Origin of the sequence: Paeniglutamicibacter sp. (assembly GCF_046714615.1) — a bacterium.
In the GTDB taxonomy this organism is placed as follows: Bacteria; Actinomycetota; Actinomycetes; order Actinomycetales; family Micrococcaceae; genus Paeniglutamicibacter.
In genome coordinates this window covers 1-24,059 of sequence record NZ_JBKKAP010000148.1, presented here as the reverse complement: position 1 = coordinate 24,059, position 24,059 = coordinate 1, and the positions used below count along the sequence as shown (strand labels likewise).

Sequence of the window (24,059 nt, the reverse complement as noted above, 5' to 3'; positions counted from 1 at the left end):
CCAGGAGAGATTGCGATGAGCTCACAGCAGACGCCCGTCGCGGCGGCTCCAGCCATCAAGACCGCCGGCAAGGCCCGCACGGGCCGCCGCCGGCCCTCGCTGGAGCCGGGCAGCGCCAACCCCATCGTCAAGATCATCCTGTTCGGCATCTGCCTGCTGTGGATGGTTCCGGCGCTCGGGCTGCTGGTCACTTCGGTCCGCAACCCCGATGACGCCAAGACCACGGGCTGGTGGACCGCGCTGGCCAACCCGTTCGACGAGGATTGGTCGCTGGGCAACTACCAGGAGGTGCTCGACCGCGGCGTCGGCGATGCGTTCATCAACTCGATCGTGGTGGCGGTGCCGGCGACCGTGATCCCGATCATGATCGCCGCGTTCGCCGCTTACGCGTTCACGTTCATGCGCTTTCCGGGCCGCGACGTGTTCTTCGTGCTGTGTGTCGCCCTGCTGGCGGTTCCAATGCTGGTCGTCTTCATCCCGTGGCTGAAGATCTTCGGCAACCTCGAGCTCAACGGCACGTTCCTCGCCGTCTGGCTCGTGCACGCCGGATTCGGGATGCCGCTGGCCATCTACACGCTGCGCAACTACATGGCGACCCTGCCGTTCGAGGTGATCGAGTCGGCCAAGGTCGACGGCGCGAGCCACTTCACCACGTTCTGGCGCCTGATCATGCCGATGGCGATGCCGGCCATCGCGGCGTTCGCCATCTTCCAGTTCCTGTGGACGTGGAACGACCTCCTGGTCGCGCTGATCTTCCTCGGCGCGGGCGAGAACCAGGTCGTCACGGTGGCGCTGGCCGGACTGGTCGGCCAGTTCGGGCAGGACTGGCACCTGCTGACCGCGGGCGCGTTCATCTCGATGACGGTCCCGCTGCTCGTGTTCTTCTCGCTCCAGCGCTACTTCGTGCGCGGGCTCACCGCGGGCGCGGTCAAGGGCTAGGAGGACGACTCCGCCGCGGCCCCGATCAGTCCCTGGTCGGGGCCCGCGAGCGGGTTCCACCGCACCGGCGCCGGCGAGGAGGGGCGCAGCAGCTCGCGGGTCAGCTCCAGGCCGCGTTCGTCGAGCTGCTCGAGCGGGTCGCTGGAGGCGGCCAGGCCGCTGTAAGCGCGCAGGTGGGCGGCCCAGCGCTCGCGCTGCTCGACAGCGGGCCTGACCAGGAGGCAGTCGGGGTCGTTGACCCACCAGCGCCCGTGCATCCACGCGCGCGCGCGACCCGTGGTCAGCGCGCTGCGCATGCCGGGTTGGGTGATGTCCCCACCGAACTCCTCCGGCTGCCACTCGGCGTGGATGTCGGGAGAGACGCGCATGGCGTCGACCAGCCCGATGGAGGGCAGCAGCGGTGCGCCGCAGCCGACGATCACAGCGTCCTCGCCCGCGCCCGCGCGGATCAGCTCCAGCCCGCGGCGGTAGGCGGCGACCGGGTCGGCATCGGCGTGCCGGCGGCCGGCGATGGCGCCGGCGTAGATGAAGTCGAGCTTGAAATAGCCGAAGCCGTCCGCGGCGAGCGTGCGGAAGACGTGCGTGAGGTGCTCGGCCGCCTCAGGGTGCGTGACGTCGAGCACGTACAGTGCCTGGCCCCAGCCGTGGCCGCCGTCGGCACCGCCGACGAGCCAGCCGGGGTGCTCGCGGGCGACGCGGCTGTTCGCGCCGACGAGGAACGGAGCGACCCAGATGCCGGCCCGCCGTCCGGTGGCACGGATGCGCGCGGTGAGCTCCGGCAGCGGCCCGAAGCGATTTGAGCGCTCCAGCCAGTCGCCGATCTCGGCCTCGTAGCCGTCGTGGGGCGGCCCCGGGGGGGCCGGCCACATCGGGGTGCCCGGCCTGGGAAAGAGGCGGGCAAATCCAGGGGAGTGTCCCCGTTGGTGGTTAGGAGACCGAAGCGGTCTCCTCGACGATGAGCGGGTAGACGCCGTGCTCGTCGTGGATCTCGCGGCCGGTCACCGGCGGGTTGAACACGCAGGCCATGCGCAGCTCGGTGGCGGCGCGCACGGTGTGCTTCTCGTGGCCGTTGAGCAGGTACATGGTGCCGTCGCGCAGCTCGTGCACCTCGCCGGTCTCCTCATTGGTCAGCGTTCCCTCGCCCTGGACGCAGTACACGGCCTCGATGTGGTTGGCGTAGTGGAACGTCGAGGTGGTCCCGGCGTAGATCACGGTGTCGTGGAAGGAGAAGCCGACGCCTTCCCCGGCAAGCACCATGCGGCGGCTGCGCCAGGTTTCCGACTTGATGTCGCGGTCCGTGTCGTTCAGGTCGTTCAGGTTGGTAACCAGCATGTGTCCTCCAGGGATCGATTCGGTCTTGTGGGCGGCCGTTGCACAGCCGCGGTCGGTGGGTAGGGCGGAGCGGGCTACGCCGAGGCCAGCGCGGGCGAGGCGACGGCGGTGCGCACTGCCGCGGCGAGGATTGCCAGGCCGCGCTCGATTTCCTCATCGGTGACGGTCAGCGGCGGCATGATCTTGACGACCTCGTCCTCGGGGCCGGAGGTCTCAACCAGCAGCCCGTTGGCAAAGGCCGCGGCGGAAACCTTGGAGGCGGTCGCCCGATCCGGGAAGATGATGCCGACGAGCAGGCCGCGGCCGCGGAGGCCCGCGCCCTCGACGGTGCCGGCGATCTCCTCGAGGCCGCGGTGCAGGGTCTCGATGGTGCCTGCCAGCTGCTGCTGGAACTCGTCGTTGGCCCAGTAGGTGCGCAGCGCCGCGGTGGCGGTGACGAATGCAGGGTTGTGGCCGCGGAAGGTCCCGTTGTGCTCGCCGGGCTCCCAGACGTCCAGTTCCGGGTGGAACAAAGTCAGCGCCATCGGCAGCCCGTAGCCGGAGATCGACTTGGACACGCATACGATGTCGGGCTCGATCCCGGCTTCCTCGAAGCTGAAGAAGGTGCCGGTGCGGCCGCAGCCCGCCTGGACGTCGTCGACGATCAGCAGGATGTCGTGGCGCTTGAGCAAGGCGGCAAGGGTGCGCAGCCATTCGACGCGGGCCGCACGCAGGCCGCCCTCGCCCTGCACGGTCTCGACGATCACCGCGGCGGGCTTGTCCACGCCGGAGCCCGAGTCCTCCAGGACCCGCTCGAGCCACATGAAGTCGGCCGTGGCGCCGTCGAAGTAGTCGTCGTACGGGATCTTGGAGCTGTTGGTCAGCGGAATGCCGGCGCCCTTGCGCTTCAGCGAGTTGCCGGTCACCGACAGCGCGCCCAGGGTCATCCCGTGGAACGCGTTGGTGAAGGAGAGGATGTGCTGGCGCCCGGTGACCTTGCGGGCCAGCTTCAGCGCCGCCTCCACGGTGTTCGTCCCCGTCGGGCCGGGGAACATGACCTTGTAGTCCAGGTGGCGGGGCTTGAGGATCAGCTCCTGGAACGTTTCCAGGAACTCGCGCTTGGCGGGGGTCATCATGTCCAGCGAGTGCACGACCGCGCCGCTGGCGAGGTAGTCCAGCAGCGGCTTGGTCAGCTTCGGGTTGTTGTGCCCGTAGTTCAGGGCGCCGGCGCCGGAGAAGAAGTCCAGGTATTCGGTCCCGTCCTCCGCTGTCTGTGTGGCGCCGCTGGCGTGCGTGAACACGACGGGCCAGCTGCGGGAATAGCTGCGGACTTCGGACTCAAGGGTTTCAAAAATATTGCTCATGGTCTTTCCCTTCAATAGGTACGACAAAGCTGCGGCCGGTCCTCGAAGGAGCGGGCCGCGGAGCGGAGATGCTGGTGGTGCTGCGGGCGGTTCGGGCCGCCGGCCGGAGACTTGGGGGTGCGGCAGGGCCGCGCAGTGGTGCCGCTAGCGGCTGCCGGCGCCAGCCAGCTCGGGCACAAGTGATGTTTTGCTGACCAGCGGGCCGATCCGGTACAGGAACTCGGTGTCGTGGGCGTCCGGGTACAGCTCGGGGGTGAACAACGCCGCGCGGGTCAGTTCGGCCCCATGCCGTTCGGCGAAGCGGGCAAACAGCCGATTGGAGGGCGCGTTGTCCTGGGTGACAGTGGTTTCGAGGCGTTCTGCGCCGCAGCGTGCTGCAAGCTCGTCGAGCATGGTCGCTGCCAGGCCGCGCTGCTGGAAGCCGGCGCCCACGGCAACCTGCCACACCATAAGGGTTCCCGGTTCATCGGGACGCAGGTAGCCGGTGACGAAACCGGCCGGGGCACCGCCGATCTCGGCGATGAGCGACGTCTTGGCGAAGTCGCGGCACCAGAGCAGGTACGCATACGAAGTGTTCACGTCCAGCACCTGGCTGTCGTTGGCCATCTGCCAGAGGGCCTGGCCATCGGATACTGCTGGTTGGCGGAATGTTGCCTCGGACATTTTTGTTTCGAGTTCTTCAACCATCCATTCCAACGTAGCCACATGTCAGGAGAACACAACCCCGAGTCCCGCGGATTTGACACGAATCGACCGGTTGCGGGTGTGCTCCCCCAATCGGAGGCATCCCACGGGCGACTAAGGATGCACTGGTGCCGGGCGGTGTCGAAAAGAGCCCCGAAATACCGTTACCATTTTGTTACATTACGTCGAAGCCTTGTGTCGCCCCTCACGCCCGGAATTGCGCGCCACGTCACACCCGGGACCGAAAATGGCGCGGGGCGGGCTCACCAAACCGGCTCGCGACGCTGTATCTAAGACGAAGGGAACTCGATAATCTCGCTGCGGATCAGGAAGCGCTTGCCCTCGGGCGCCTCCACGGAGAAGCCCGAGCCGCGCCCCGGCACCACATCGATGGTCAGCTTGGTGTGCTTCCAGTACTCGAATTGCTCGCGGCTCATCCAAAAATCCAGGTTGCCCAGCGGGTTGCCGGCTTCGTCCGACAGGGTGAAGGCCCCCAGCCGAATGTCCGAATCGCCGGTCTTGAATTCACCCGCCGGAAAACACATGGGCGAGGATCCGTCGCAACAACCGCCCGACTGGTGGAACATCAGCGGCCCGTGCCGGTTCCAGAGCTTGCGCAACAGGTCCGCGGCCTCCGGCCCGAGCGCCACACGCGAAAATTCCTCACCGGCAATCGTCGGTGCCGATTCAATGACGTTGTCCATGGTTCTGCTACCTTGTCCTTCCGGTGTTTCCAATGACAGACACCACCGCCCGGCACCGTCTTGGGGGATCGGTGCCGGGCGGGAGGTGTGGAACGGTTCTTGCTGGCCCGGCCCTTGTTCCACGGGGCAGGATGGTCGGTGGCGAGTGCTATTTGTTGACGTAGTCGATGACCACTCGGCCATCGATCTTGGCGTGCTTCATTTCGTCGAAGACCGCGTTGACGTCCTCGAGCGGGCGGGTGTGGAACGTGGGTTTGATCTTGCCACGGGCGTAGAAGTCCAGCGCCTCGTCCATGTCCTGCCGGGTGCCCACGATCGAACCGCGGATGGTCAGGCCCTTGAGCACGATGTCGAAGATCGGTGCCGGGAAGTCCCCCGGCGGCAGTCCGTTGAACACGATGGTTCCTCCGCGCCGGGTCATGCCGATGGCCTGGCCGAATGCCGCCGGGTGCACCGCGGTGACGAGTACCCCGTGGGCACCGCCGGTGGCCTTTTGGATGGCCTCGGCGGGGTCTTCGGCGAACGCATTGACGGTGACCTCGGCGCCGTGTGAGCGGGCCAGTGCCAGCTTTTCCTCGGCGACGTCGACCGCGGCGACGCGCATGCCCATGGCATGCGCGTACTGCACGGCGATGTGCCCGAGCCCGCCAATGCCGGAGATGACTACCCACTGGCCGGGCTTGACCTCGGTCTGCTTCAGGCCCTTGTAGACGGTCACGCCGGCGCAGAGCACCGGGGCGATCTCGTAAGGGTCCGCGCCCTCCGGGATGTGCGCGGCGAATTTGGCATCCACCAGCATGTACTCGCCGAAGGAACCGTTGACGGAATAGCCACCGTTCTGCTGCGACTCGCACAGGGTCTCCCAGCCGGTGCGGCAGAATTCGCAGCTGCCGCAGGCGCTGGCCAGCCAGGCGTTGCCGACCAGGTCGCCGACCTTGACCTCGGTGACTCCCTCGCCGATCTTCACGACGTTGCCGACGCCCTCGTGTCCGGGGACCAGCGGGAGCTTCGGCTTGATGGGCCAGTCGCCCTCGGCGGCGTGCAGGTCGGTGTGGCAAACACCGGAGGCGATGACTTTCACCAGCGCCTGGCCAGGGCCGGGCTCGGGGATCTCGGTGGTTCCAACGGTGAGTTCGTCGCCGAATTTCTCGACTATGGCTGCGCGCATGGTGCTCATCAGGATTTCCTTGTCATTGGACGAAGGCGCGAGGACAGGGGGGTGCACCGGATGGTGGCGGGCCCCCTGATCCCGCGCCACCGAAGAAAGGTGGGGGGGTGTTGCTCACGTGCGGTGGGTGGTGCTGGCTGATGGTCGGCGGCCTTCCGGCCGCCGACCGCGGGCGGTTTAGAAGAAGCCGAGCTTGTCCTCCGAGTAGGAGACCAGCAGGTTCTTCGTCTGCTGGTAGTGGTCCAGCATCATCTTGTGGTTCTCACGCCCGATGCCGGAGGACTTGTAGCCGCCGAACGCCGAGTGTGCCGGGTAGGCGTGGTACTGGTTGACCCAGACGCGTCCGGCCTGGATGTCGCGGCCCGCGCGATAGGCGGTGTTGCCGTTGCGGCTCCACACGCCCGAGCCCAGACCATAGAGGGTGTCGTTGGCGATCTCGATGGCGTCGTCGTAGCCGGAGAACTTGGCGACCGAGACTACGGGGCCGAAGATTTCCTCCTGGAAGATGCGCATCTTGTTGTGGCCCTCGAAGATGGTCGGCTGCACGTAGTAGCCGCCGTCGAGATCCCCGCCGAGCTCCGCGCGCCCGCCACCGGTGAGCACCTTGGCGCCCTCGGCCTTGCCGATGTCCAGATAGGAGAGGATCTTTTCCAGCTGGTCGTTGGAGGCCTGGGCGCCCATCATGGTGTCGGTGTCCAGCGGGTTGCCCTGCTTGATGGCTTCGGTGCGCTTGATGACGTCGGCCATGAAGGAGTCGTAGATGGATTCCTGGACCAGGGCGCGCGAAGGGCAGGTGCAGACCTCGCCCTGGTTCAGCGCGAACATGGTGAAGCCCTCCTTGGCCTTGTCATAGAAGGCGTCGTCCTTGGCCGCAACGTCCTCGAAGAAGATGTTCGGGGACTTGCCGCCCAGTTCGAGGGTGACCGGGATGAGGTTCTCGGAGGCGTACTGCATGATCAGCCGGCCGGTGGTGGTCTCGCCGGTGAACGCGATCTTGCGGATGCGCTTGTTGGAGGCCAGCGGCTTGCCCGCCTCGACGCCGAAGCCGTTGACGACGTTCAGCACGCCTGCAGGGAGCAGGTCGCCGATCAGTTCCATGAGCACCAGGATGGAGACCGGGGTCTGCTCGGCGGGCTTGAGCACGATGGCGTTGCCCGCTGCCAGTGCCGGGGCGAGCTTCCAGACGGCCATGAGGATCGGGAAGTTCCAGGGGATGATCTGCCCGACCACGCCGAGCGGTTCGTGGAAGTGGTAGGCGGTGGTGTTCTCGTCGATCTGCGAGAGGCTGCCCTCTTGGGCGCGGATGGCGCCGGCGAAGTAGCGGAAGTGGTCGATGGCCAGCGGCATGTCGGCGTTGATGGTCTCGCGGACCGCCTTGCCGTTGTCCCAGGTCTCGGCGACGGCAAGCATCTCCAGGTTTTCCTCCATGCGGTCCGCGATCTTGTTCAGGATCACCGCACGCGCCGCGGGGCTGGTCTTGCCCCAGGGGCCCGCGGCGGCCTCGGCTGCGTCAAGGGCCGCCTCGATGTCCTCGGCGGTGCCGCGGCCGACCTCGCAGAAGCCCTTGCCGGTGACCGGGGTGATGTTCTCGAAGTACTCGCCCTTGATCGGGGCGACCCACTGGCCTCCGATGTAGTGCTCGTAGCGGGACTTGAACTGGACCAGGGAACCTTCGGTGTTGGGGTTGGCGTAGACCGTCATGACGACTCCTTGCAATCGGTGGTGTGGTGTTGCTCTGAATGTGAGCCTACTCACATCAACGTTGCGGCAACGTTGCATTCCACTGCGGCCCCGATGTGCCGCCGGTCAACCGGCGGATTCGAGCCGTTCGAGACGCTCGAGCGCGGCGACCACCATGGCCCGGCGGGGCGAACGGGCGGGCAGGACCTGCAAGGTGGTGCCGAGGACTTCCTCGTCGTCGTGCACCTCGGGCAACTCCAGGAAGCGAAGCAGCTGTGCGTCGGTGCCGTCCTGCAACATCCCCTGGCGCAGCGCGGCAAAGACCTCGTCTCGGATCACTTCGATGCCCGGTGCCTGCGAGCGAGGCAGGACCGGCCCCGCGTAATGGGCAAGCGCAGTGTCGAGGTCGCCGTCCTCGACGGCACACAGCACTTCGCGGGCGTCGCTCGTCGGCAAGCTCCGCAGCCGGTAAGGGCGCGAAAGCGGGACCAGCAACGGATCGAATTCCGTCAGGACCTTGCGCAGCCGGACCATCTCCGCCCGCAGCGTTCCCATGTCGGCCGCATCAGGATTCAGGTGCAGCAGCTCCACCAATTCCTCGCCGGTCAGCCCGCGGGGATGCCAGCAAAGCAGCGCAAGCAATTCGGCATGCCGGCTGCTGAGTTCAAGTCGCTTGTCGCCGCGGCGCAGCTCCACTCCCGTACCCGAGGTCAACCGCAGCATTGACACTTTCCCCGGCGCGGTGCTCGGCACTGCCGCGGAGGGCACCGCGAAGGTCCTCCGCACCGGTTCATGGTGTTGCTGGTGCCAGCGCAGTTCGGATTCCGCTGCCGCCACTGCCGCCTTCAGCAGCGCCAGCGAATGCGCGGCGACGGCATCGGCGCCGCCGGTGATGTCCACGACCCCGATCATTTCCCCGGTGTCCGGGGCATGGATCGGGACCGCGGTGCAGCTCCAGCGATGTGCGATGGGATCGAAGTGCTCTGCCCCGGAAACCTGGACGCCCCCGCCGGTGACCAAGGCGGTTCCTGGCGCCGAGGTTCCCACGGCGCGTTCCGACCAGTCGGCACCCGGAACAAAGGCCATGGACTCGGCGTCCCTCAAGACCTGGCTGTCTCCCTTGACCCAGAGCAGGCGTCCGGTCGGATCGCCGATCGCCAGGATCAGGCCGGTGTCACGAGTGGGCTCCAGAAGCAGGCGGTCAAACACCGGAAGAACAAGCCGCAACGGGGAAGCGGTGCGCAATCCGCGCAGGTCTTCATCGCTGAGCACTGTGTGGGCATTGGATTCCGCCGCACCCTTGAACTCCATTGAACGCAGCCATGATTCACGAACGACATCGCGCAACTGCCACGCGATATGGTCTAGCACCCCTGATCCCAATGTCTCGTGGGCCTCCATGGCACTGCGCTGCAGCGCCATGGAGGCAGGAGAAATCAGAGGCATTTTTCACCTTCCGCGGGGACAGGGAACCAAGGCGTGGAGTGTTGACCCGACACGCAACGTGATCCCCTTCACGATTTGCTCCCCAGCTTAGGGGAGATCCTTCGTCAAATGAACCCCAACGGCTCCGGCCATGACCAACGCATCCGCAGTCAATGGTGTCGGCGCGCACCCTTGCACCGATCCGGTCGCCCGAGCATCATGGGTGCGGGATGCTTTTCCCGTTTCGCCCTACGTCCGTCCCCAAGAAAAGGAGCGGCCCCATGGCCCGCATGATTTACGTCAATCTTCCCACCACGGATCTTGCCGCCTCGGATGCGTTTTATGCCGGGCTGGGATTCGAAAAGAACACCGATTTCTCCAACGAGGTGGCCACTGCCTGGATGATCACCGAGACCATCTGGGTCATGGTGCTCTCCGAGGAGTTCTACTCGTCGTTCCTGCGCAACGGGGACAAGCCCACCTACGGCGCCGGACCGCGTGAGGTGCTCAACGCCATCAGCGGGGAAAGCCGCGAAGAGGTCGATGAGTATGCGAGCCGCGCACTCGCCCATGGCGGCACCATCTACCGCGAGGCGTCCGAGGAATTCCCGGGCATGTACTCGGTCGCGTTCCTGGACCCGGACGGACACGAATGGGAAGTCGGCTGGATGGACATGTCGGCCGGCCAGGGAGCCTAAGGGAAACGGGCGGTTGTGCCGCCGACTCGATGATCGGCGGCACAACCACCCGTTGCCTCCTGGTTCCGGGACCTCCGATTTCAGGCCGTGCAGGCCTCATTGGAACAGCCCGCATCGCGCGGCGACCAATGGGCCGAACGCTCACCCTTGTCCTCCCACACGATGTGGCGGTGCTGCCCGCATCGCTCACAGGAAGGCGCCAGGAAGGTGGCGCGCTCGGCATCCGTGTACAACTTGTAGTCACCCAATGTTTTCTCCTTTGACCCGCCTGCCGTGAAGTTTCTTCACTCTACGCCGGAGGCGGCCCGGAACTCTAGGATGCCGGGTGGTGGCGTTTGAACTTGCGGTAGTGGTTCACCGTGCTGAGAAGGATGTAGAACCAACGCCGGGGGCTGGTTTCCTTCTTGTAGTACAGCGGGTGGCTGTAGCGCTTGGCCGAAATGAGTTCCTCGACCCCGCTCTTCATGTCGCTTGGCAGGTAGCGTCGCAAAAGTCGCAGCGGCAGGATGTTGTAGAGGTGGCGGTTGCCGGCGACCTGCAGTTCCTCTCCCCCGGCCAGTCCGCCGCGCAGGTATTCCTCGACGTAGAAGCGCGTGACATTGTGCCCGGCGGCGGTGATGTAGAAGTGGTTGCGGCCCAGGCGCGGGTTCAGCTCGAAGAACTTGTAGGTGCCGTCGCGCGGGTCGAGCTTCATGTCGAACATGGAGAAGCCGGTCCAGCCCAGCTCCTCCAGCAGGCGCGTGCCTTCGGCGACCGCCGTGTCGTTGGGCTGCGCGACGATGGCCGCGGAGTTCCCCAGGGCGCCCGGCGCGTGCTCCTCGACGATGACCCGGCCGCACGAAACAAAGCGCACCTTGCCGCTCCGGTCGCTGAAGAACGTGGCCAGGTGCATGCCGCTGTCATCGCCCGGGATCAGGTCCTGGATGACAAGCGTGCCGGTGTACCCGGCGTTGGATGCATTGGCAGTGAGTTCGGTCAGCTCCGCCAGCGAGGCGACGGTGTGTACCTTCTTCTTGCCCGCAAATTCCAAGGCCCCCCAGGCCACGCCGTCCGAGGGCTTGACGATGGCGGGGAACGGCACGCCTTCGGCGGCAAGTTCGGCTTCGAGCGCCGCGGGATCCGCGGAACCGCCGGCGCAGTCGTGGACCACGGTGGCCGGGTAGCTCACGCCAAGGTCGCGGCATAGCTCGTAGAAGGCGTCCTTTTCCGTGGCCCGGTCCAATTCCGCGTTTCCGACATACGGGATGGTGAACCACTCGGAGAGCTCTTCGGCATGGGTGGCGATGAAGCGGATGTGCTGGTCGGCCGCGCCCAGGAGCAGTAGCGGGCGCTTGGCGCCATTGGAGCCGCCGAATTCACGCCCCAGCCCGGAAACGAAGGCAGCGAATGCCGCCGGGTCGTCCTGCTGCGCGAAGGGGCGCGGCAACAGGATTCGCGAGTGCTCGGTAATGCCGGTCATGACGGAGGGAACGACGACCGAATGCACGTCGTACTGCTCGTGGAACTCGCGCGCCAACGAGTACGCGCCGATGTCACCGCCCAAAATGACAGGGACGAAGGGCTGGTTCTCGTTGATCTGCATGAACCAAAACTATCAACCCCCCACAAATCGAATACCCCAGAGGGGTACTTGACAACATACCCTCGGGGGGTATTGTTTGGGGTATGGAAAACATCGCCCTTCCGATCGACGAGCACGTCGGCCACGGATACACCGCCAACAAGGAATCGCTGCTGAAGCGACTGAGCCGCATCGAGGGCCAGGTCCGCGGTGTCAGTCGCATGGTGAATGAGGACAAGTACTGCATCGACATCCTCACACAGATCTCTGCCATCAACGCGGCCCTGCACAAGGTAAGCCTCGGCCTGGTGGAGGAGCACGTTTCCCATTGCGTCGTGAACGCCGCGGCCCAAAGCCTCGAAACCGGGGACCAGTCCTACGTGGATGAGAAGGTCTCCGAAGTCACCGTGGCCATTGGCCGACTGCTGCGCTGAAACGCCGCACGCCTTCCCCCAAGATTTGCCCACCCAAGAATCCACTCCCAAGGAGAAACCATGAGCGAAACATCAAGCGGCGGTTGCTGCGGCGGCGGCTGCTGCGGCAGCAACTCAAATGAAGGACTCACCATCACCACGCGACCGGAGGACACCATGGACCAGAACCACATCACGCTGAAGATCGACGGCATGACCTGCGGCCACTGCGTCGCCTCCGTCACCGAGGAACTGCGCGAGGTCGAAGGCGTCACCGACGTCGAGGTCATCCTCTCGGCAGGTGGCACGTCCACCGCAAACGTCACCGCCAGCGCGCCGATCCAAGACGCACTGCTGGCCCGGGCCGTGGAAGAGGCCGGCTACACGCTCGTCTCCGCCGGAGCCTAGGCCCACACCGACCGCACGCGGCGCGATCCGCCGCCGGAGAACCCCAGGAACGGAAGCATGAGCAACGAAATCGATTTCCCCGTCAACCAACGCATCGTCGACCTGGACATCCAGGGCATGACCTGCGCATCGTGCGTGGGCCGCGTCGAACGCAAGCTCGGAAAGATCGAGGGCGTCGAGGCCCTGGTGAACCTTCCGCTGGAATCGGCGCGCGTCACCGTCCCGGAATCCGTCAGCGACGACCAGCTCATCGCGACCATCGAATCCGCCGGATACAAGGCACAGGTCAAGGCGGACAGGTACGCCCACGCCCCGGCGCCCGACACCGCGGTCCCGAGGCCCGGCGACGGGGCCCCGGAGCACGGGCACCACGGCACCGATCCGGGCCACGAGCCCGATCCACACGCCGGGGGGATGCACGACCACGGCCCCGTCGGCGGGGACCTGAGGAAGCGGCTCATGGTGGGCGCCATCCTCACCGTGCCGCTCTTCGTCATTTCCATGGTCCCTCCGGCGCAGTTCCAGCACTGGGGCTGGGTCGCCATGGCGTTGTCCACCCCGGTGGTCTTTTGGAGCGCCTGGCCGTTCCACCGCGCAGCCGCCATCAATGCACGGCACCTGGCCTCCACGATGGACACGCTGGTGTCCATCGGAGTGCTCGCGGCGTACTTCTTCTCGGTGTGGCAATTGGCCCTCGATCCGATGCTGACAGCCCACGTCGGCATGCCGATGGGCGAACACGCGCTGTACTTCGAAACCGCCGGCGTGGTGGCGACCTTCCTGCTGCTGGGCCGCTACCTTGAAGCGCGGGCCAAGTCGCGGGCAGGGGACGCCCTAAAGACCCTGCTGGATCTGGGAGCCAAGGAAGCCACCGTGCTGCGCAACGGGGTCGAGACCAAGGTTGCCGCCTCCGAGCTGGTTCCCGGCGATGAGTTCGTGGTGCGCCCGGGCGAGAAAATCGCCACCGACGGCTTCGTGGTCTCCGGCCACTCCGCAGTGGACACCGCCCTGGTCACCGGGGAATCGGTTCCGGTCGAGGTGGGCCCCGACGACGCCGTCACCGGCGCCACCATCAACACCTCCGGTGCCCTGTTGGTGCGCGCCACCCGTGTGGGTGCCGACACCACCCTGGCCCAGATGGGACGCCTGGTTTCCGAGGCGCAGACCGGCAAGGCGCCCATCGCCAGGCTGGCCGACCGGATCTCCGCGGTCTTCGTGCCCATTGTGCTCGTAATCGCCGTGCTGACGTTCGTGTTGTGGCTGGTGCTCACCGGGGATACGAACGCTGCGTTTGCCGCCTCCGTCGCGGTGCTGGTCATCGCCTGCCCGTGCGCCCTGGGCCTGGCCACACCCATCGGCCTGCTGGTGGGCACCGGACGCGGAGCCCAGCTGGGCATCCTGATCCGCGGCCCGCAGGTCCTGGAGGACACCCGCAAGATCGACACCGTGCTGCTGGACAAGACCGGCACCATCACCGAGGGCAACCTCGCGGTCACCTCCACCATGCCGGCGGCAGGCTTCGACGCTCCCGCGCTGCTGGCCCTGGCCGGTGCCGCGGAATCAGGTTCCGAACACCCCATCGCCCATGCCATCGTGGCCGCGGCACGAGCCACCGCCCCGCTGGCCGAGGCCACCGACTTTACCTCCGCCCCCGGCGGAGGGGTCAAGGCCCGCGTCGGTGACCGCTCCGTGGTTGCCGGCCGGGTCAGCTGGATGCAGGAAAACGGGGTCGAACTCGACGCGGGGCACCACAAGATGCTGCGCGGAGCCCAGGAATCCGGCGCCACCTCCATCATGGTCGGCATCGACGGCACCTTTGCCGGGCTCATCAACCTCTCCGACACCATCAAGGAGACCTCAGCCGGCGCGATTGCCCGGCTCAAGGAACTGGGCCTGCGCCCGGTGCTGTTGACCGGGGACAACGCCGCGGTAGCCACGCAGGTTGCCGCCCGGGTCGGCATTGCCGAGGCCGACGTCTTTGCCGATGTCCTCCCCGAGGGCAAGGTCCAGGCCGTGCGCAAGCTGCAGGCCGAGGGCCGGGTCGTGGCAATGGTCGGCGACGGGGTCAACGACGCCCCGGCGCTTGCCCAGGCCGACCTCGGAATCGCCATGGGCTCGGGCACCGACGTTGCCATCGAGGCGGCGGACCTGACCATCATGGGCAACGACCTCGCCCAGGTGGCCCAGTCCATCGAGCTGTCCCGCAAGACCTTGGGCACCATCAAGATGAACCTGTTCTGGGCCTTTGCCTACAACACCGCCGGCATCCCGATTGCCGCCCTGGGTTTCCTGAACCCGATGATTGCCGGGGCCGCCATGGCCGCCAGCTCCGTGCTGGTCGTGGCCAACTCGCTGCGGCTGCGCGGCTTCGGCCGCACATAGGGACGACGGATCCCTCGGCATGGCCGGTGTGCCGCAGCAGTGTTTCCCCCAGGGAGCAATGCAGCGGGGCACCGGCCCTTCCATGTCTGTCGGGGGGCCTGGCTACCGGCTGCGCAATTCGTCGGCACGCACCAGCAGCACGCCGCCGACGATCAACAGGCCGCCGAGCAGCTGCACCCCGGCGGGCAATTCACCCAGCAGCAGCCAGGCCCACAGCACCGCGAACAGCACCTCGGTGAGCGAGATGAAGGAAGCGAGCTTCGAGCCCAGCGCCCGGGCGGCCATGATGCCGGTGACATAGGCAATGACGGTGGAGAACAGGATCAGCCCGCCGAGGGCCACCCACCAGTGGGTTTCCCAGTTCGCCAGCTTCACCGGCACGAACCTCACCTGCATGTCCAACACGCCGACCAGACCCAGCAGACCCATCGTCACGGCCCCGACAAGGAGCCCGCCGGTGGCCAGCACGATCGGCGGCAGTGCGCCATCGGCGCGGGCACTGATGAAGAAGTAAACGGTCAACCCAACGGCGGCGCCCAACCCCCAGAGCACGCCGATCGGGTCCACCCGCGTCTCCCCCGTCAGGTCCAGGACAGCGACCAGCCCGGAAAGGGCCAAGAGTGCGCCGCCAATCGTCATGGCCTTGGGCGTCTTGCGGTGTCGAACCCACAGGAAGAGCACGATCAGCACCGGGGCCATGTATTCCAGCAGCAGTGCCACTCCGACATCGAGCCGTTCGACGGCCAGGAAATAGAAGAACTGGCAGGCGCCGACACCGAAAAGACCAAAGAGCAGGATTGATTTCCAATTGTCGGCAACCAGCGACCATTTGCCGCGCATGATCAGCAGCGTGGGAACCAGCAGCACCAATGCGGCACCGGCCATGCGCAGTGTCACGGCCGCGGCGGGACTCCAGCCGGCTTCCAGCAGGGATTTGGCGAAGGAACCGGAAAGGCCGAAAACCGCCGAGGAAAACAGGGCAATGCCGACACCTCCCAGGCGTGGCCGCGGGGAAGACACGGGGGCCGCGACGGGTGCCGGCTGTGCCAACTGGGTGGGGATTTCTTCTCTTGGCACGGCGATACGCTCCCTGGGGCGAAGTTGGTCCGACGCATGAATGGGCTTGTAAGCCGCATCGACTGTCAGGAGTAAAACTATGTATGATCATGACAGTAGGTCCACACGGGCTCTTCCGTCAATCCACAAGGCACCACAGGAGTCACAATGATCTTTGCACCTGACACAGAGGTTGCCCTGGGCTCGATCGTGGCGCTCGTCAACTCGGCAACCCAGTCCTCCGACAGCCTGCTCACGCGCGCCGATCTCGACGAGTTCCTCAATGGGCAGGGGTTCACGGGTTCACGGACCCACAACGATGCGGAGCTCCGCTCGGTACGGCAGCTACGCGCCCAGCTGCACGGACTGTGGCTCGCTTCCGAGCAGGAGTCGGTGGACCAGGTCAACAACATCCTGCGCAACGCCCGCGCCCTGCCGCAGCTCATCAAGCACGACGGGTGGGAATACCACATCCACGCCACCACTCCGGAGGCGCCATTGAGCGAGCGCATGGCGGTGGAAGCCGCCATGGCCCTGGTGGATGTGCTGCGTTCGGGCGAATTGTCGCGCTTGCGGGTATGCGCGGCCGAGGACTGCGAGGCGGTGCTGCTGGACCTGTCCCGGAACCGTTCCAAGCTCTATTGCGACACCGGCAACTGCGCCAACCGGGAGCACGTGCGCGCATACCGCCAGCGGAAATCCGAGCAAAAACACGGACTGTGAACATACACTGGTGCCATGGCCGAAAGTGCATTCGGCCCGTTGATCGGAGGAGCACCCGTGAACAGCGAAGAAGTACCGCAACCACATGCCGCTGACGAGTACGAAGTCGACCTGGAAAAGTCCAATGACGGCCCGGTGCGTGCCGCCGCCCGCTGGGCCGCAGGCTTGGTCGATGCATTCTTCGGCGGAGACGGATCCGATGCCGTCGGTGCCGCCGTCGTGGTCCACCGGATCGACAATGATGCCGAGGTGCTGCGCATCAATGCCGGCAGCATCGAGGAGGCCGAGTCCCTGGTGGCGATGGTGCGCTCGGACCTGGAGGATCTGGGACACGACGAGTTCCTGGACCGCTGGGGCGGACGCGACGGCGCCGAGCCCGCGCACTAATAAGGTTCCGACGCAAGCAAAGCCCGCGGGAGACAACCGAGTTGTCCCCCGCGGACCCTTGCAACGAGCTACGGTTCCAGGCGCTTGATGTTGTGCTCGGAGCGCTTGACCATCGGGAGAAACACCAAGAGACCGAGTTCCGAAATGAATGCGGCCGTCGGCGCGGGCAGGTAATCCACGAAGAAGTACAAGTAGCCCTCGATGATGACACCGACGCTGGCCAGGAACCCCACCACCTCCCCCGCAATCTTGTTTCCGGGGATGAATCGCTCGATCAAGTCATCAAGGCGCCATCCGAGCAGCATGCCGGCCAGGAACGGGCCGGCGCAGATGCGGACAATCCACGGCAGTGCCCCGTCCCGCACCGATGCGGTGCCATGGATGAGAACGCTGAGCCCGACGCCCGCAAGGAAGGGCAAGGCGACAAACACGATGACGCACGCCAGATAGGCGGCCATGAGCAGGACCGTTGAAAACTTCTCAAGAATCATTCCGGGTTTGCCGCTGGTGGCTCGTCCATGGGTGCGTGGGGAGCAATGAACCTCGTCCGGCCACGGTGGCGGAACAAGATCCATCCTTGCTTCGGCCAAGCCACCAAGGAATCGAAGGCCAAACATCCGGCAGTGGCTCCGGGGTGTCCCCTTTAACCGCAGATGCCGCCCGGGAAGCCCGGGCGGCATCTGCCAAGAGCGTGGTTTGTCTAGTTCTTCTTCTCGGGCTTTGCGTCAGGGGTTTCCGATGAGCGGTTGACGCCGGCTCCGGTTCCCATTTCCTCGGGGTTGTCCTTGCCCGCCATGGTCATCACGGAAATGACCAGAAGGCACGCGACGAAGGCGACACCAAAGGCCACAAGCCCGATGTCGATCCGCAACGGGTTTTCCGACCCACCGGTTGACGAAATGGTGGCGACGACACCGGCAATGATGGCCATGACCAGGGAGAAGGACAGCGGTGCCTTGATGCTCTGCTGCCAAGACTTCTTCTGTTCGGCTGGGGTGTTGCCCACGAAAGGCCCTCCTACTGGTTTTTGGTTCAACATTTATTCTAGCTCCAAAGCCCGGTCTCGGGTTCCTTCGCGGCATGGCGCAGGCCGAAGGCCGAAATCAATTCGAACACCGCCAGGATGATGGCCCCGCCCCCGGCCAGGCCGAGCAATGCGTGCGCGTCCAGCTGCAGACCCATCAGCAGGGAGGCCCCCACAGCCAGGGACACGAAGCCGGTGACCAGCTGGTCCTTGAACGGGAGGAACCCGGCGCGGTGCCGAATGAAGACCACGATTTCCAGCACCCCGGCGATGATCCAGGCCGAGGCTCCGGCGATCGCGACAACTAGTGTCTCGGGGCGGAACGCCATGACCAGGCCCGAAAGGATCATGATCACCGCTGCCGCCGCGTAAAGCCCCCGCACGGGCTTAGGGGCGCTCGGCGCGCTGGCATAGTCCCAGAGGAACTTTGCGCTGATCACCATGAAGGCAGCCAGCGAATAGGCCAGCACCTGGTTGGTAGCGGCGGGCCAGAAAATGGACAGGAGCGCAAAACCGGCGGCCGTCGCGGCGCGCCCCATCACTGGGGTGGCTACTTCGGCGGCAATGGTTGCGGGAATTTTTACTGCAGGCACGACTACGAGTCTACCGGCGATGGGCCGCCGGACCTTATTCGCGCCCGGGCCGCCGGCGGATCAGCTCGGGACCCAGGTCGGCGATCGTCGCGGCCCCCATGAGCTGCATGTTGACCTCGATTTCCTTGGCCAGCAGCTCGATGACCCGCGCAACGCCCTGCTCGCCGCCAGCCATCAGCCCGTAGAGGTACGCCCGGCCGATGAGCACGAAGTCGGCACCCGCGCATAGCGAGGCGACGATGTCGGCACCGGACATGATGCCCGAATCCAGGATGATCTCGGTTCCCGCACCCACCTCGGCGCGCACCTCGGCCAGCGCCTCAAGGGAAATGGGTGCGCGGTCCAGCTGGCGCCCGCCGTGGTTGGAGACGACCAGGCCGTCTGCCCCGGCGTCGACCGACTTGCGTGCGTCCTCGGGCGTGAGCACGCCCTTGACGAAGAGCTTGCCGTCCCAGATGGAGCGGATCCACTCCAGGTCCGCGAAGGAGAGCGTCGGGTCGAACATCGAGTTGATCAGCGTGGGCAAATCGGTACTGGAGTTGGACAGCGAGGCGAACTTCAGCGAGTCCGTGGTCAGGAAGTTGAACCACCATTCGGGGCGGTAGGAGGCATCCAGCACCGTCTTGAGATTCAGCTTGGGCGGGATGACCATGCCGTTGCGGGCATCGCGCAGGCGCTGGCCGGCAACCGGGGTGTCGACGGTGACCAGCAGGGTGTCGTAGCCCGCGGCCCGGGCGCGCTCGAGCAGCTGGCGCGACTTCTCCCGGTCCTTCCACAGGTAGAGCTGGAACCAGCGGCGGGAATCCGGCGCCGCCTCGGCGACCTCCTCCAGCGACCGGGTGCCCATGGTGGACAGGGAAAACGGGATGCCGGCGGCCGCGGCGGCGCGCACCGCGCCGGTCTCGCCCTCGGCGTGCATGAAGCGCGTGAACCCCGTCGGGGCGATGCCGAAGGGCAGCGCCGACGGCGCCCCGGCAATGGTGGTGGAAAGGTCAGCGCTCGCGGTGCCGTGCAGGATGCGCGGGATCAGCTCGATCGAATCGAAGACCTCACGGGTGCGCGTGTAGGTCAGTTCGCGCTGGGCGGCGCCATCGACGTAGTCGAATGCAGGGGTGGGGGTGCGCCGCTTGGCGATGGCACGCAGGTCCCACACGTCGGCGGCCTTGGCCAGGCGGGCCGCCCGCCGGTCCAGGGTGATGGGCTCGAACTTCATCAACGAGCGAAGTTCGGAAATCTGCGGCAGGCGACGCTTCATGTGAGGTTTTCCGGCTTTCTGTGGGTCGTGCGTGGATGGATGCTGCGTCTGGAGGGGGGCGCAGGTCAATGGTTGGCGGGCACCCGCATGGAGAGCAGAACGGCGAGCGCCGAGACCAGGCAGCATGCCAGCAGGTAGCCGGCGGCCAGGTGGGTGCTGCCGTCGGCGGCGTTGACCAGTGCCGCGGCAATAAGCGGGCTGAGCCCGGCGATGAGCGCACCGTTGGTCTCGCGGGCCACGCCGATGCCGCTTAGCCGGCGCTGCGGCGGGAAGAGGTTGGTGAGGAACGCGCCCTGGGCGCCGCTGGTGGCCGGGATGACCAGCCCGTAGCCCAGCGCGATCGCAGTGAAGGCCAGGGCGAAGCTTCCGGCGGTGAGCAGTCCGAAGATCGGGTAGGCCAGCGCCGCGCCCATGACCGAGCCGAAGAGCAGCACCTTCGGCGCCCCGTACCTGTCCGAGAGCCAGCCGCCCACCGGGGTCAGTGCGACCGAGACCAGCGAGCCCAGGGTGACGGCCAGCAGGGCGTCGGGCTTGGCCAGGCCGACCAGCGGTGAGGTCATGAGGCTCAGCGCGTACACGGCCAGGATGTAGTTCATGGCGTTGTGCCCCGTGATGGAGAAGAACCCGATGAGCACCTGGCGCCAGTCACGGGCCAGGACGTCGCGCAGCGGCAGGCGCGCCTTGGTCCGCTCGGCCGCCGCTTTCTCGATGGCCCGGGAGTATTCAGGGGTTTCCTCGAGCCGGTCGCGGATGTACAGGGCCAGGCCGAAGAGCACCGCGGAAACCAGGAACGGGACGCGCCAGGCCCAGCCCAACAGCACGTCGGTGCCCAGCGAGGAGACGGCAAAGAAGGCGAAGGTAGCCAGCGCGATGCCGGCCGGCGGGGTGGAGAGCACCAGGGAGGTGTAGAAGCCGCGGCGCTTGGGCGGGGCGAATTCGGCCACCAGGGTCATGGCACCGGCCAGCTCGGCGCCTGCGCCGAAGCCCTGCAGCAGCCGCAGGATGACCAGCAGCAGCGGTGCGGCGGCGCCGATCGCTGCGCTGGTGGGCAGCAGCCCCACGCCGACTGTGGCAACGCCCATGAGGATGATAGTCAGCATCATGGCGGGGCGGCGGCCGTACTTGTCGCCGATGTGCCCGACGATGACCCCTCCCAGCGGGCGGGCCACGAAGCCCACCGCGAAAGTGGCAAACGCCATCATAGATGCGGCGGAGGCAACGGCGTCGGAGAAGAAGAGCGGGGCGATGACCAATCCGGCCGCCGCACCGTAGAGCGCGTAGTCGTACCACTCGATGACCGTGCCGAGCACCGCGGCGAAGAGCGCGCGGCGTCCGGCCGGGGTGAGCCGTTGGCCGTCGGTGCTCTGTTCCGCGGCGCGAAGCCCGGGGTTAGTGGTCATCCTTGACACCCATCCATTCAAAACTCCATGAAAAATCCCTGAAAGATATTTCTAACAGGCGAGTAGTATCTTTCACAAGGGCCACCACGCACCCGGCCCAATGTGACGCGGGCAAAATGCCCGCCGACCCGAAGGAGAATCACCGATGAGCCCATCGCTCACCGATCGCCTGGTCGTCCAGCTGCGCGCGGCCATCCTCACCGGGCAGATCGCCCCGGGCAGCATCGTGGTCGAGCCGCGACTGGCCGAGGAGTACTCGGTCTCCAAGACCCCGGTCCGCGAGGCGCTGCGCCTGCTCACCTCCCAGGGACTGCTCACGGTACTGCCAAAGAAGGGCTATCTGGTGCGGACCATGGGGCTCAACGACATCCAGGAAACCCTGGACCTGCGAATGCTCCTTGAACCGCATGCTGCCGCCGCCGCGGCCGGATTCCTGCCGCAGCACCTCGCCGTTGACTTGCGCCAGCTGCTCGACACCCAGTCCGCGCTCTCCCCCACCGATCCGCTGGGCGCGATGAACGCGGCGCAGGATTTCCACCAGGCCATTGCGGATGCCTCGCGCAATACCCGCCTGGCCGATTCCCTGCGGCACTGCTTCGACGAGACCGCGCGCGCCCACCACGTGCTTCCCGGACTGCAGCGCTACATGGGCGTTCCCACCGAGCTGGCCGAGCACGAGGCCATCTATGCTGCCATCGCGGCGGCCGATGCGCGGGCCGCGGAAGATGCCATGCGCGTGCACCTGCGCTCAATCCGGGCCGCCATGGCCCAACAGTTCACCGACCCCGGCAGCCTCTGGGCCTGAGTTTCCCGTGGCTCAGGCTCCCAGAGTCTCGTTCTTTGTCATGTGGAAAAGTGCATCCCCCGACACCGTTCTGTCGATATGAGTTGGCGCATGGTCTTCCCACTGATTCCAACCTGTACCGAAAAAGGTGCTCCAATCAGATGAAAGGCTAGGCCGCTGATGGCAGCCATTATCGAGAGCCATCCGTTCCCCGAAGTAGGCAAGGTCCTCTTCCTGCCTTTTTTACAAGCGCATTGAGACTGTTGGCTCGACTGACAAGCTGTTTGTCATTGCCAGCCAGGGTGAAACGATTGAACCTCCACGCCCTGGAACGATGACCGCCTGACGCCTGTCGTTAGTAGTCCGGACGCATTGGCATTCCTGGGCACGCCCCAACCCGGTGCTCATGCGCCCGGTCCCAGACTGTCCGGGACCGGGCGGCGGTTGCCTCCTATGCGTCGTCGATCATCATAAAGAGAGTCGGCGCCGCAGAGACGTTGTGCCCACGATGTGCACGACCAGGGTTCACGATGAAGCCGTTTCCTGCGTCGACTGAGAAGGTCTCGCCGTCGTAGTACTCGTAACTCATCGTTCCTTCAAAAATGAAGCCGCGATGCCCCTTTTCGCACCAAACGTCATCGCGCACCGCGCCGGGTTCGTAGTTGACGATATTCCAGGTGGTGCCGTCGGGTGCATCGAGGGAGCGCAGCCGGATTCCGGGCAACGGCTCGTCCCACTCGACATCATTGAGCTTGATCTTGTCGACCCCTGCGGTCATTTCGTCCCCCTACTAGCTTCGATTCCGATATTCGTGTTCGGAGTTTATCCGTGACAGGACGTCCGGATCCGGATCCCTGCTTGGTGCCGGTTGTTCGGCCCAGGGTTGCGCCACTCATGCGGCGGAATTCTGCTCAGATTTCATTTACGCCGATCTGGTCCATGTCGGCGAAGGACTGGTTCTCGCCTGCCATGACCCAAAGGAACGAGTAGTTGCTTGTTCCAGCTCCGAAATGCATCGACCACGCTGGAGAGATGACTGCCTCGCCACTTTGCATCTTGATGTGTCGAGTTTGACCGGGAGTCCCCATGAAGTGGAAGAGCCGTTCGTCCTCGCCGAGATCGAAGTACAGGTACACCTCGGTACGGCGATCGTGCGTGTGAGGGGGCATGCTGTTCCATACATTGCCTTCTTTGGGAGACGTTATCCCCAAAACGAGCTGACTACTGCGTACGCCCTCGTCGTGAATATGTTTGCGCACGACCCTCCGGTTTGCGTGCTTCTCATCGCCGGTCGTGGTGGTAAGCGCCTCGTCCGCGGGTATCAGGGTCGTTGGAAATGCGGAATGGGAGACCGCGGAGGACAGGAACAATCGTGTGCCGTCCTGTGTTGCCGCGAATTGAATCTTCTTGGCACCCTGGCCGATATACAGCACGTCCTTCGACTGGAGGACGTACTCCTCACCGTCGACGGTTACCGTTCCGGTGCCGCTGATGCCTGTTACTGCGAGTTCACGGCGTTGGCAAAAGTACTCCGCTCGAAGCGAAGGATAGTTCTCGAGATCCAAGGTGGTGCCGGGCTCCGGATGCACTCCGCCAAGCACCATGCGATCTTCATGACTGTACACAGCCTTGATCGCGCCGGGGGTGAACAAGTCGCTGATAACGAATCGCTGGCGGATATCGTCGTCGCTCATTTTTGCGAGTTCGTCCGGGTGCGTCGCGTGACGGATTTCCATGCTGAAGTGTTCCTTAATCTTTGATGCTACGGATTTTTGGTAATGACGTTGCGTGGAATGCCATCAGCGAAAGCGACAATGTTTTGCCCGGCGATCCCAAAGACCTCGTCCGCCTCATCCGTGTGGAAACCGATATGCGGGGTGAGGACGAGATTGAGGTTCTCGAGGGGCAGGGTTGCAATTTCCGGGGGCTCGGATTCGAAGACGTCGAGCCCGGCTCCGAAGAGCCGGCCGTCGCGGAGCCGGGTGAAGAGTGCTTCCGTGTCAACGACCTCGGCCCGTGCGGTGTTGATGAGAATGGAGTTGGGACGCAGCAGTTGGAGCAGCTCGGCCGAGACAAGATGTTCCGTGTCCGGCGTGTGGG

26 protein-coding genes are annotated in these 24,059 nt (G+C 65.5%); 8 read left to right on the top strand and 18 right to left on the bottom strand.

Features of this window, described 5'->3' with window-relative positions:
• On the top strand, positions 1-939 hold a 939-nt coding region (locus ACLQ7E_RS18150; RefSeq protein WP_411733979.1), incomplete at its 5' end, for a carbohydrate ABC transporter permease.
• Here ACLQ7E_RS18150 and ACLQ7E_RS18145 read toward each other — a convergent pair.
• The 8 genes from ACLQ7E_RS18145 to ACLQ7E_RS18110 form a co-directional block, all read right to left on the bottom strand.
• Positions 936-1,808 (bottom strand): glycoside hydrolase family 36 protein, encoded by an 873-nt coding sequence (locus tag ACLQ7E_RS18145; protein WP_411733978.1) that lies wholly within the window; start codon positions 1,806-1,808, stop codon positions 936-938. The genes ACLQ7E_RS18150 and ACLQ7E_RS18145 overlap by 4 nt on opposite strands.
• Before the next feature lie 58 nt (positions 1,809-1,866).
• Positions 1,867-2,271 (bottom strand): ectoine synthase, encoded by a 405-nt coding sequence (locus ACLQ7E_RS18140; RefSeq protein ID WP_411733977.1) that lies wholly within the window; start codon positions 2,269-2,271, stop codon positions 1,867-1,869.
• Positions 2,272-2,345: 74 nt separating this feature from the next.
• Complete coding sequence (ectB, locus tag ACLQ7E_RS18135; RefSeq protein WP_411733976.1) at positions 2,346-3,614, bottom strand: diaminobutyrate--2-oxoglutarate transaminase; 1,269 nt, start codon at positions 3,612-3,614, stop codon at positions 2,346-2,348.
• Positions 3,615-3,758: 144 nt separating this feature from the next.
• Positions 3,759-4,277, bottom strand: a complete 519-nt coding sequence (ectA, locus tag ACLQ7E_RS18130) for a diaminobutyrate acetyltransferase (protein ID WP_411733975.1) — start codon at positions 4,275-4,277, stop codon at positions 3,759-3,761.
• A 311-nt stretch (positions 4,278-4,588) separates the two neighbouring features.
• Positions 4,589-5,002 carry a DUF779 domain-containing protein gene (locus tag ACLQ7E_RS18125; protein ID WP_411733974.1) on the bottom strand — a complete coding sequence of 138 codons (414 nt, stop codon included), beginning with the start codon at positions 5,000-5,002 and terminating at the stop codon, positions 4,589-4,591.
• A gap of 148 nt (positions 5,003-5,150) precedes the next feature.
• Positions 5,151-6,179, bottom strand: a complete 1,029-nt coding sequence (adhP, locus tag ACLQ7E_RS18120; RefSeq protein WP_411733973.1) for an alcohol dehydrogenase AdhP — start codon at positions 6,177-6,179, stop codon at positions 5,151-5,153.
• A gap of 168 nt (positions 6,180-6,347) precedes the next feature.
• Complete coding sequence (adh, locus tag ACLQ7E_RS18115; RefSeq protein WP_411733972.1) at positions 6,348-7,871, bottom strand: aldehyde dehydrogenase; 1,524 nt, start codon at positions 7,869-7,871, stop codon at positions 6,348-6,350.
• 105 nt (positions 7,872-7,976) lie between these two features.
• The gene (locus ACLQ7E_RS18110) at positions 7,977-9,296 is read right to left on the bottom strand and encodes a GAF domain-containing protein (RefSeq protein ID WP_411733971.1); all 1,320 of its coding nucleotides are present in this window, start codon (positions 9,294-9,296) and stop codon (positions 7,977-7,979) included.
• Between the two features lie 260 nt (positions 9,297-9,556).
• Here ACLQ7E_RS18110 and ACLQ7E_RS18105 point away from each other — a divergent pair, with 260 nt between their 5' ends.
• Positions 9,557-9,973: a VOC family protein gene (locus tag ACLQ7E_RS18105; protein WP_411733970.1), complete on the top strand. Its 417-nt coding sequence runs from the start codon at positions 9,557-9,559 to the stop codon at positions 9,971-9,973.
• 313 nt (positions 9,974-10,286) lie between these two features.
• Here the strand turns inward: ACLQ7E_RS18105 and ACLQ7E_RS18100 are convergent, their stop codons facing one another.
• Positions 10,287-11,555 carry a carbamoyl-phosphate synthase gene (locus tag ACLQ7E_RS18100; RefSeq protein ID WP_411733969.1) on the bottom strand — a complete coding sequence of 423 codons (1,269 nt, stop codon included), beginning with the start codon at positions 11,553-11,555 and terminating at the stop codon, positions 10,287-10,289.
• Positions 11,556-11,638: 83 nt separating this feature from the next.
• On the opposite strand from ACLQ7E_RS18100, the gene ACLQ7E_RS18095 reads away from it, so the two are divergent.
• From ACLQ7E_RS18095 to ACLQ7E_RS18085, 3 genes are read left to right on the top strand one after another with little or no spacing between them, the layout of a single operon-like run.
• Positions 11,639-11,968 (top strand): metal-sensitive transcriptional regulator, encoded by a 330-nt coding sequence (locus ACLQ7E_RS18095; protein ID WP_411733968.1) that lies wholly within the window; start codon positions 11,639-11,641, stop codon positions 11,966-11,968.
• Positions 11,969-12,028: 60 nt separating this feature from the next.
• Positions 12,029-12,355, top strand: a complete 327-nt coding sequence (locus tag ACLQ7E_RS18090) for a heavy-metal-associated domain-containing protein (RefSeq protein WP_411733966.1) — start codon at positions 12,029-12,031, stop codon at positions 12,353-12,355.
• A gap of 57 nt (positions 12,356-12,412) precedes the next feature.
• The gene (locus ACLQ7E_RS18085; protein ID WP_411733965.1) at positions 12,413-14,737 is read left to right on the top strand and encodes a heavy metal translocating P-type ATPase; all 2,325 of its coding nucleotides are present in this window, start codon (positions 12,413-12,415) and stop codon (positions 14,735-14,737) included.
• 102 nt (positions 14,738-14,839) lie between these two features.
• Here ACLQ7E_RS18085 and ACLQ7E_RS18080 read toward each other — a convergent pair whose 3' ends face one another.
• A complete protein-coding gene (locus ACLQ7E_RS18080) occupies positions 14,840-15,814 on the bottom strand; it encodes an EamA family transporter (protein ID WP_411733964.1) in 975 nt (324 codons plus the stop codon).
• A gap of 147 nt (positions 15,815-15,961) precedes the next feature.
• Between ACLQ7E_RS18080 and ACLQ7E_RS18075 the strand changes: the two genes are divergently transcribed.
• The gene (locus tag ACLQ7E_RS18075) at positions 15,962-16,516 is read left to right on the top strand and encodes a CGNR zinc finger domain-containing protein (protein WP_411733963.1); all 555 of its coding nucleotides are present in this window, start codon (positions 15,962-15,964) and stop codon (positions 16,514-16,516) included.
• 57 nt (positions 16,517-16,573) lie between these two features.
• Positions 16,574-16,903 carry a hypothetical protein gene (locus ACLQ7E_RS18070; protein ID WP_411733962.1) on the top strand — a complete coding sequence of 110 codons (330 nt, stop codon included), beginning with the start codon at positions 16,574-16,576 and terminating at the stop codon, positions 16,901-16,903.
• Between the two features lie 68 nt (positions 16,904-16,971).
• Here the strand turns inward: ACLQ7E_RS18070 and ACLQ7E_RS18065 are convergent, their stop codons facing one another.
• The 5 genes from ACLQ7E_RS18065 to ACLQ7E_RS18045 form a co-directional block, all read right to left on the bottom strand.
• Positions 16,972-17,394, bottom strand: coding sequence for a hypothetical protein (locus ACLQ7E_RS18065; protein WP_411733961.1), 423 nt, complete (start codon positions 17,392-17,394; stop codon positions 16,972-16,974).
• Positions 17,395-17,603: 209 nt separating this feature from the next.
• Positions 17,604-17,909, bottom strand: a complete 306-nt coding sequence (locus ACLQ7E_RS18060) for a hypothetical protein (RefSeq protein WP_411733959.1) — start codon at positions 17,907-17,909, stop codon at positions 17,604-17,606.
• A gap of 38 nt (positions 17,910-17,947) precedes the next feature.
• On the bottom strand, positions 17,948-18,520 hold the full coding sequence (locus ACLQ7E_RS18055; RefSeq protein ID WP_411733958.1) for a DUF308 domain-containing protein: 573 nt from the start codon (positions 18,518-18,520) through the stop codon (positions 17,948-17,950).
• A gap of 34 nt (positions 18,521-18,554) precedes the next feature.
• Positions 18,555-19,775, bottom strand: coding sequence for an alpha-hydroxy acid oxidase (locus ACLQ7E_RS18050; RefSeq protein WP_411733957.1), 1,221 nt, complete (start codon positions 19,773-19,775; stop codon positions 18,555-18,557).
• A gap of 65 nt (positions 19,776-19,840) precedes the next feature.
• Positions 19,841-21,175, bottom strand: a complete 1,335-nt coding sequence (locus tag ACLQ7E_RS18045) for an MFS transporter (protein ID WP_411733956.1) — start codon at positions 21,173-21,175, stop codon at positions 19,841-19,843.
• 145 nt (positions 21,176-21,320) lie between these two features.
• Between ACLQ7E_RS18045 and ACLQ7E_RS18040 the strand changes: the two genes are divergently transcribed.
• Entirely contained in the window at positions 21,321-21,980 is a 660-nt protein-coding gene (locus ACLQ7E_RS18040) for a GntR family transcriptional regulator (RefSeq protein ID WP_411733955.1), read from the top strand.
• A 430-nt stretch (positions 21,981-22,410) separates the two neighbouring features.
• Here ACLQ7E_RS18040 and ACLQ7E_RS18035 read toward each other — a convergent pair whose 3' ends face one another.
• The 3 genes from ACLQ7E_RS18035 to ACLQ7E_RS18025 form a co-directional block, all read right to left on the bottom strand.
• Positions 22,411-22,737 (bottom strand): cupin domain-containing protein, encoded by a 327-nt coding sequence (locus ACLQ7E_RS18035; protein ID WP_411733954.1) that lies wholly within the window; start codon positions 22,735-22,737, stop codon positions 22,411-22,413.
• A 133-nt stretch (positions 22,738-22,870) separates the two neighbouring features.
• Positions 22,871-23,695, bottom strand: coding sequence for a 5-dehydro-4-deoxy-D-glucuronate isomerase (gene kduI / locus ACLQ7E_RS18030; RefSeq protein ID WP_411733953.1), 825 nt, complete (start codon positions 23,693-23,695; stop codon positions 22,871-22,873).
• Between the two features lie 26 nt (positions 23,696-23,721).
• A partial coding sequence (locus ACLQ7E_RS18025) for an NAD(P)-dependent oxidoreductase (RefSeq protein WP_411733952.1) occupies positions 23,722-24,059 on the bottom strand: 338 nt, incomplete at its 5' end.

What these genes read in the sequence shown, in the direction of transcription:
- ACLQ7E_RS18105 (WP_411733970.1), top strand. Translation starts at nt 9,557, where the DNA reads ATGGCCCGCATGATTTACGTCAATCTTCCCACCACGGATCTTGCCGCC.
- ACLQ7E_RS18125 (WP_411733974.1), bottom strand. Translation starts at nt 5,002, where the DNA reads ATGGACAACGTCATTGAATCGGCACCGACGATTGCCGGTGAGGAATTT.
- adhP (WP_411733973.1), bottom strand. Translation starts at nt 6,179, where the DNA reads ATGAGCACCATGCGCGCAGCCATAGTCGAGAAATTCGGCGACGAACTC.
- kduI (WP_411733953.1), bottom strand. Translation starts at nt 23,695, where the DNA reads ATGGAAATCCGTCACGCGACGCACCCGGACGAACTCGCAAAAATGAGC.
- ACLQ7E_RS18110 (WP_411733971.1), bottom strand. Translation starts at nt 9,296, where the DNA reads ATGCCTCTGATTTCTCCTGCCTCCATGGCGCTGCAGCGCAGTGCCATG.
- ectA (WP_411733975.1), bottom strand. Translation starts at nt 4,277, where the DNA reads ATGTCCGAGGCAACATTCCGCCAACCAGCAGTATCCGATGGCCAGGCC.
- ACLQ7E_RS18040 (WP_411733955.1), top strand. Translation starts at nt 21,321, where the DNA reads ATGAGCCCATCGCTCACCGATCGCCTGGTCGTCCAGCTGCGCGCGGCC.
- ACLQ7E_RS18145 (WP_411733978.1), bottom strand. Translation starts at nt 1,808, where the DNA reads ATGTGGCCGGCCCCCCCGGGGCCGCCCCACGACGGCTACGAGGCCGAG.
- ACLQ7E_RS18090 (WP_411733966.1), top strand. Translation starts at nt 12,029, where the DNA reads ATGAGCGAAACATCAAGCGGCGGTTGCTGCGGCGGCGGCTGCTGCGGC.
- ACLQ7E_RS18095 (WP_411733968.1), top strand. Translation starts at nt 11,639, where the DNA reads ATGGAAAACATCGCCCTTCCGATCGACGAGCACGTCGGCCACGGATAC.
- ACLQ7E_RS18050 (WP_411733957.1), bottom strand. Translation starts at nt 19,775, where the DNA reads ATGAAGCGTCGCCTGCCGCAGATTTCCGAACTTCGCTCGTTGATGAAG.
- ectB (WP_411733976.1), bottom strand. Translation starts at nt 3,614, where the DNA reads ATGAGCAATATTTTTGAAACCCTTGAGTCCGAAGTCCGCAGCTATTCC.
- adh (WP_411733972.1), bottom strand. Translation starts at nt 7,871, where the DNA reads ATGACGGTCTACGCCAACCCCAACACCGAAGGTTCCCTGGTCCAGTTC.
- ACLQ7E_RS18075 (WP_411733963.1), top strand. Translation starts at nt 15,962, where the DNA reads ATGATCTTTGCACCTGACACAGAGGTTGCCCTGGGCTCGATCGTGGCG.
- ACLQ7E_RS18085 (WP_411733965.1), top strand. Translation starts at nt 12,413, where the DNA reads ATGAGCAACGAAATCGATTTCCCCGTCAACCAACGCATCGTCGACCTG.
- ACLQ7E_RS18065 (WP_411733961.1), bottom strand. Translation starts at nt 17,394, where the DNA reads ATGATTCTTGAGAAGTTTTCAACGGTCCTGCTCATGGCCGCCTATCTG.
- ACLQ7E_RS18045 (WP_411733956.1), bottom strand. Translation starts at nt 21,175, where the DNA reads ATGACCACTAACCCCGGGCTTCGCGCCGCGGAACAGAGCACCGACGGC.
- ACLQ7E_RS18140 (WP_411733977.1), bottom strand. Translation starts at nt 2,271, where the DNA reads ATGCTGGTTACCAACCTGAACGACCTGAACGACACGGACCGCGACATC.
- ACLQ7E_RS18035 (WP_411733954.1), bottom strand. Translation starts at nt 22,737, where the DNA reads ATGACCGCAGGGGTCGACAAGATCAAGCTCAATGATGTCGAGTGGGAC.
- ACLQ7E_RS18100 (WP_411733969.1), bottom strand. Translation starts at nt 11,555, where the DNA reads ATGCAGATCAACGAGAACCAGCCCTTCGTCCCTGTCATTTTGGGCGGT.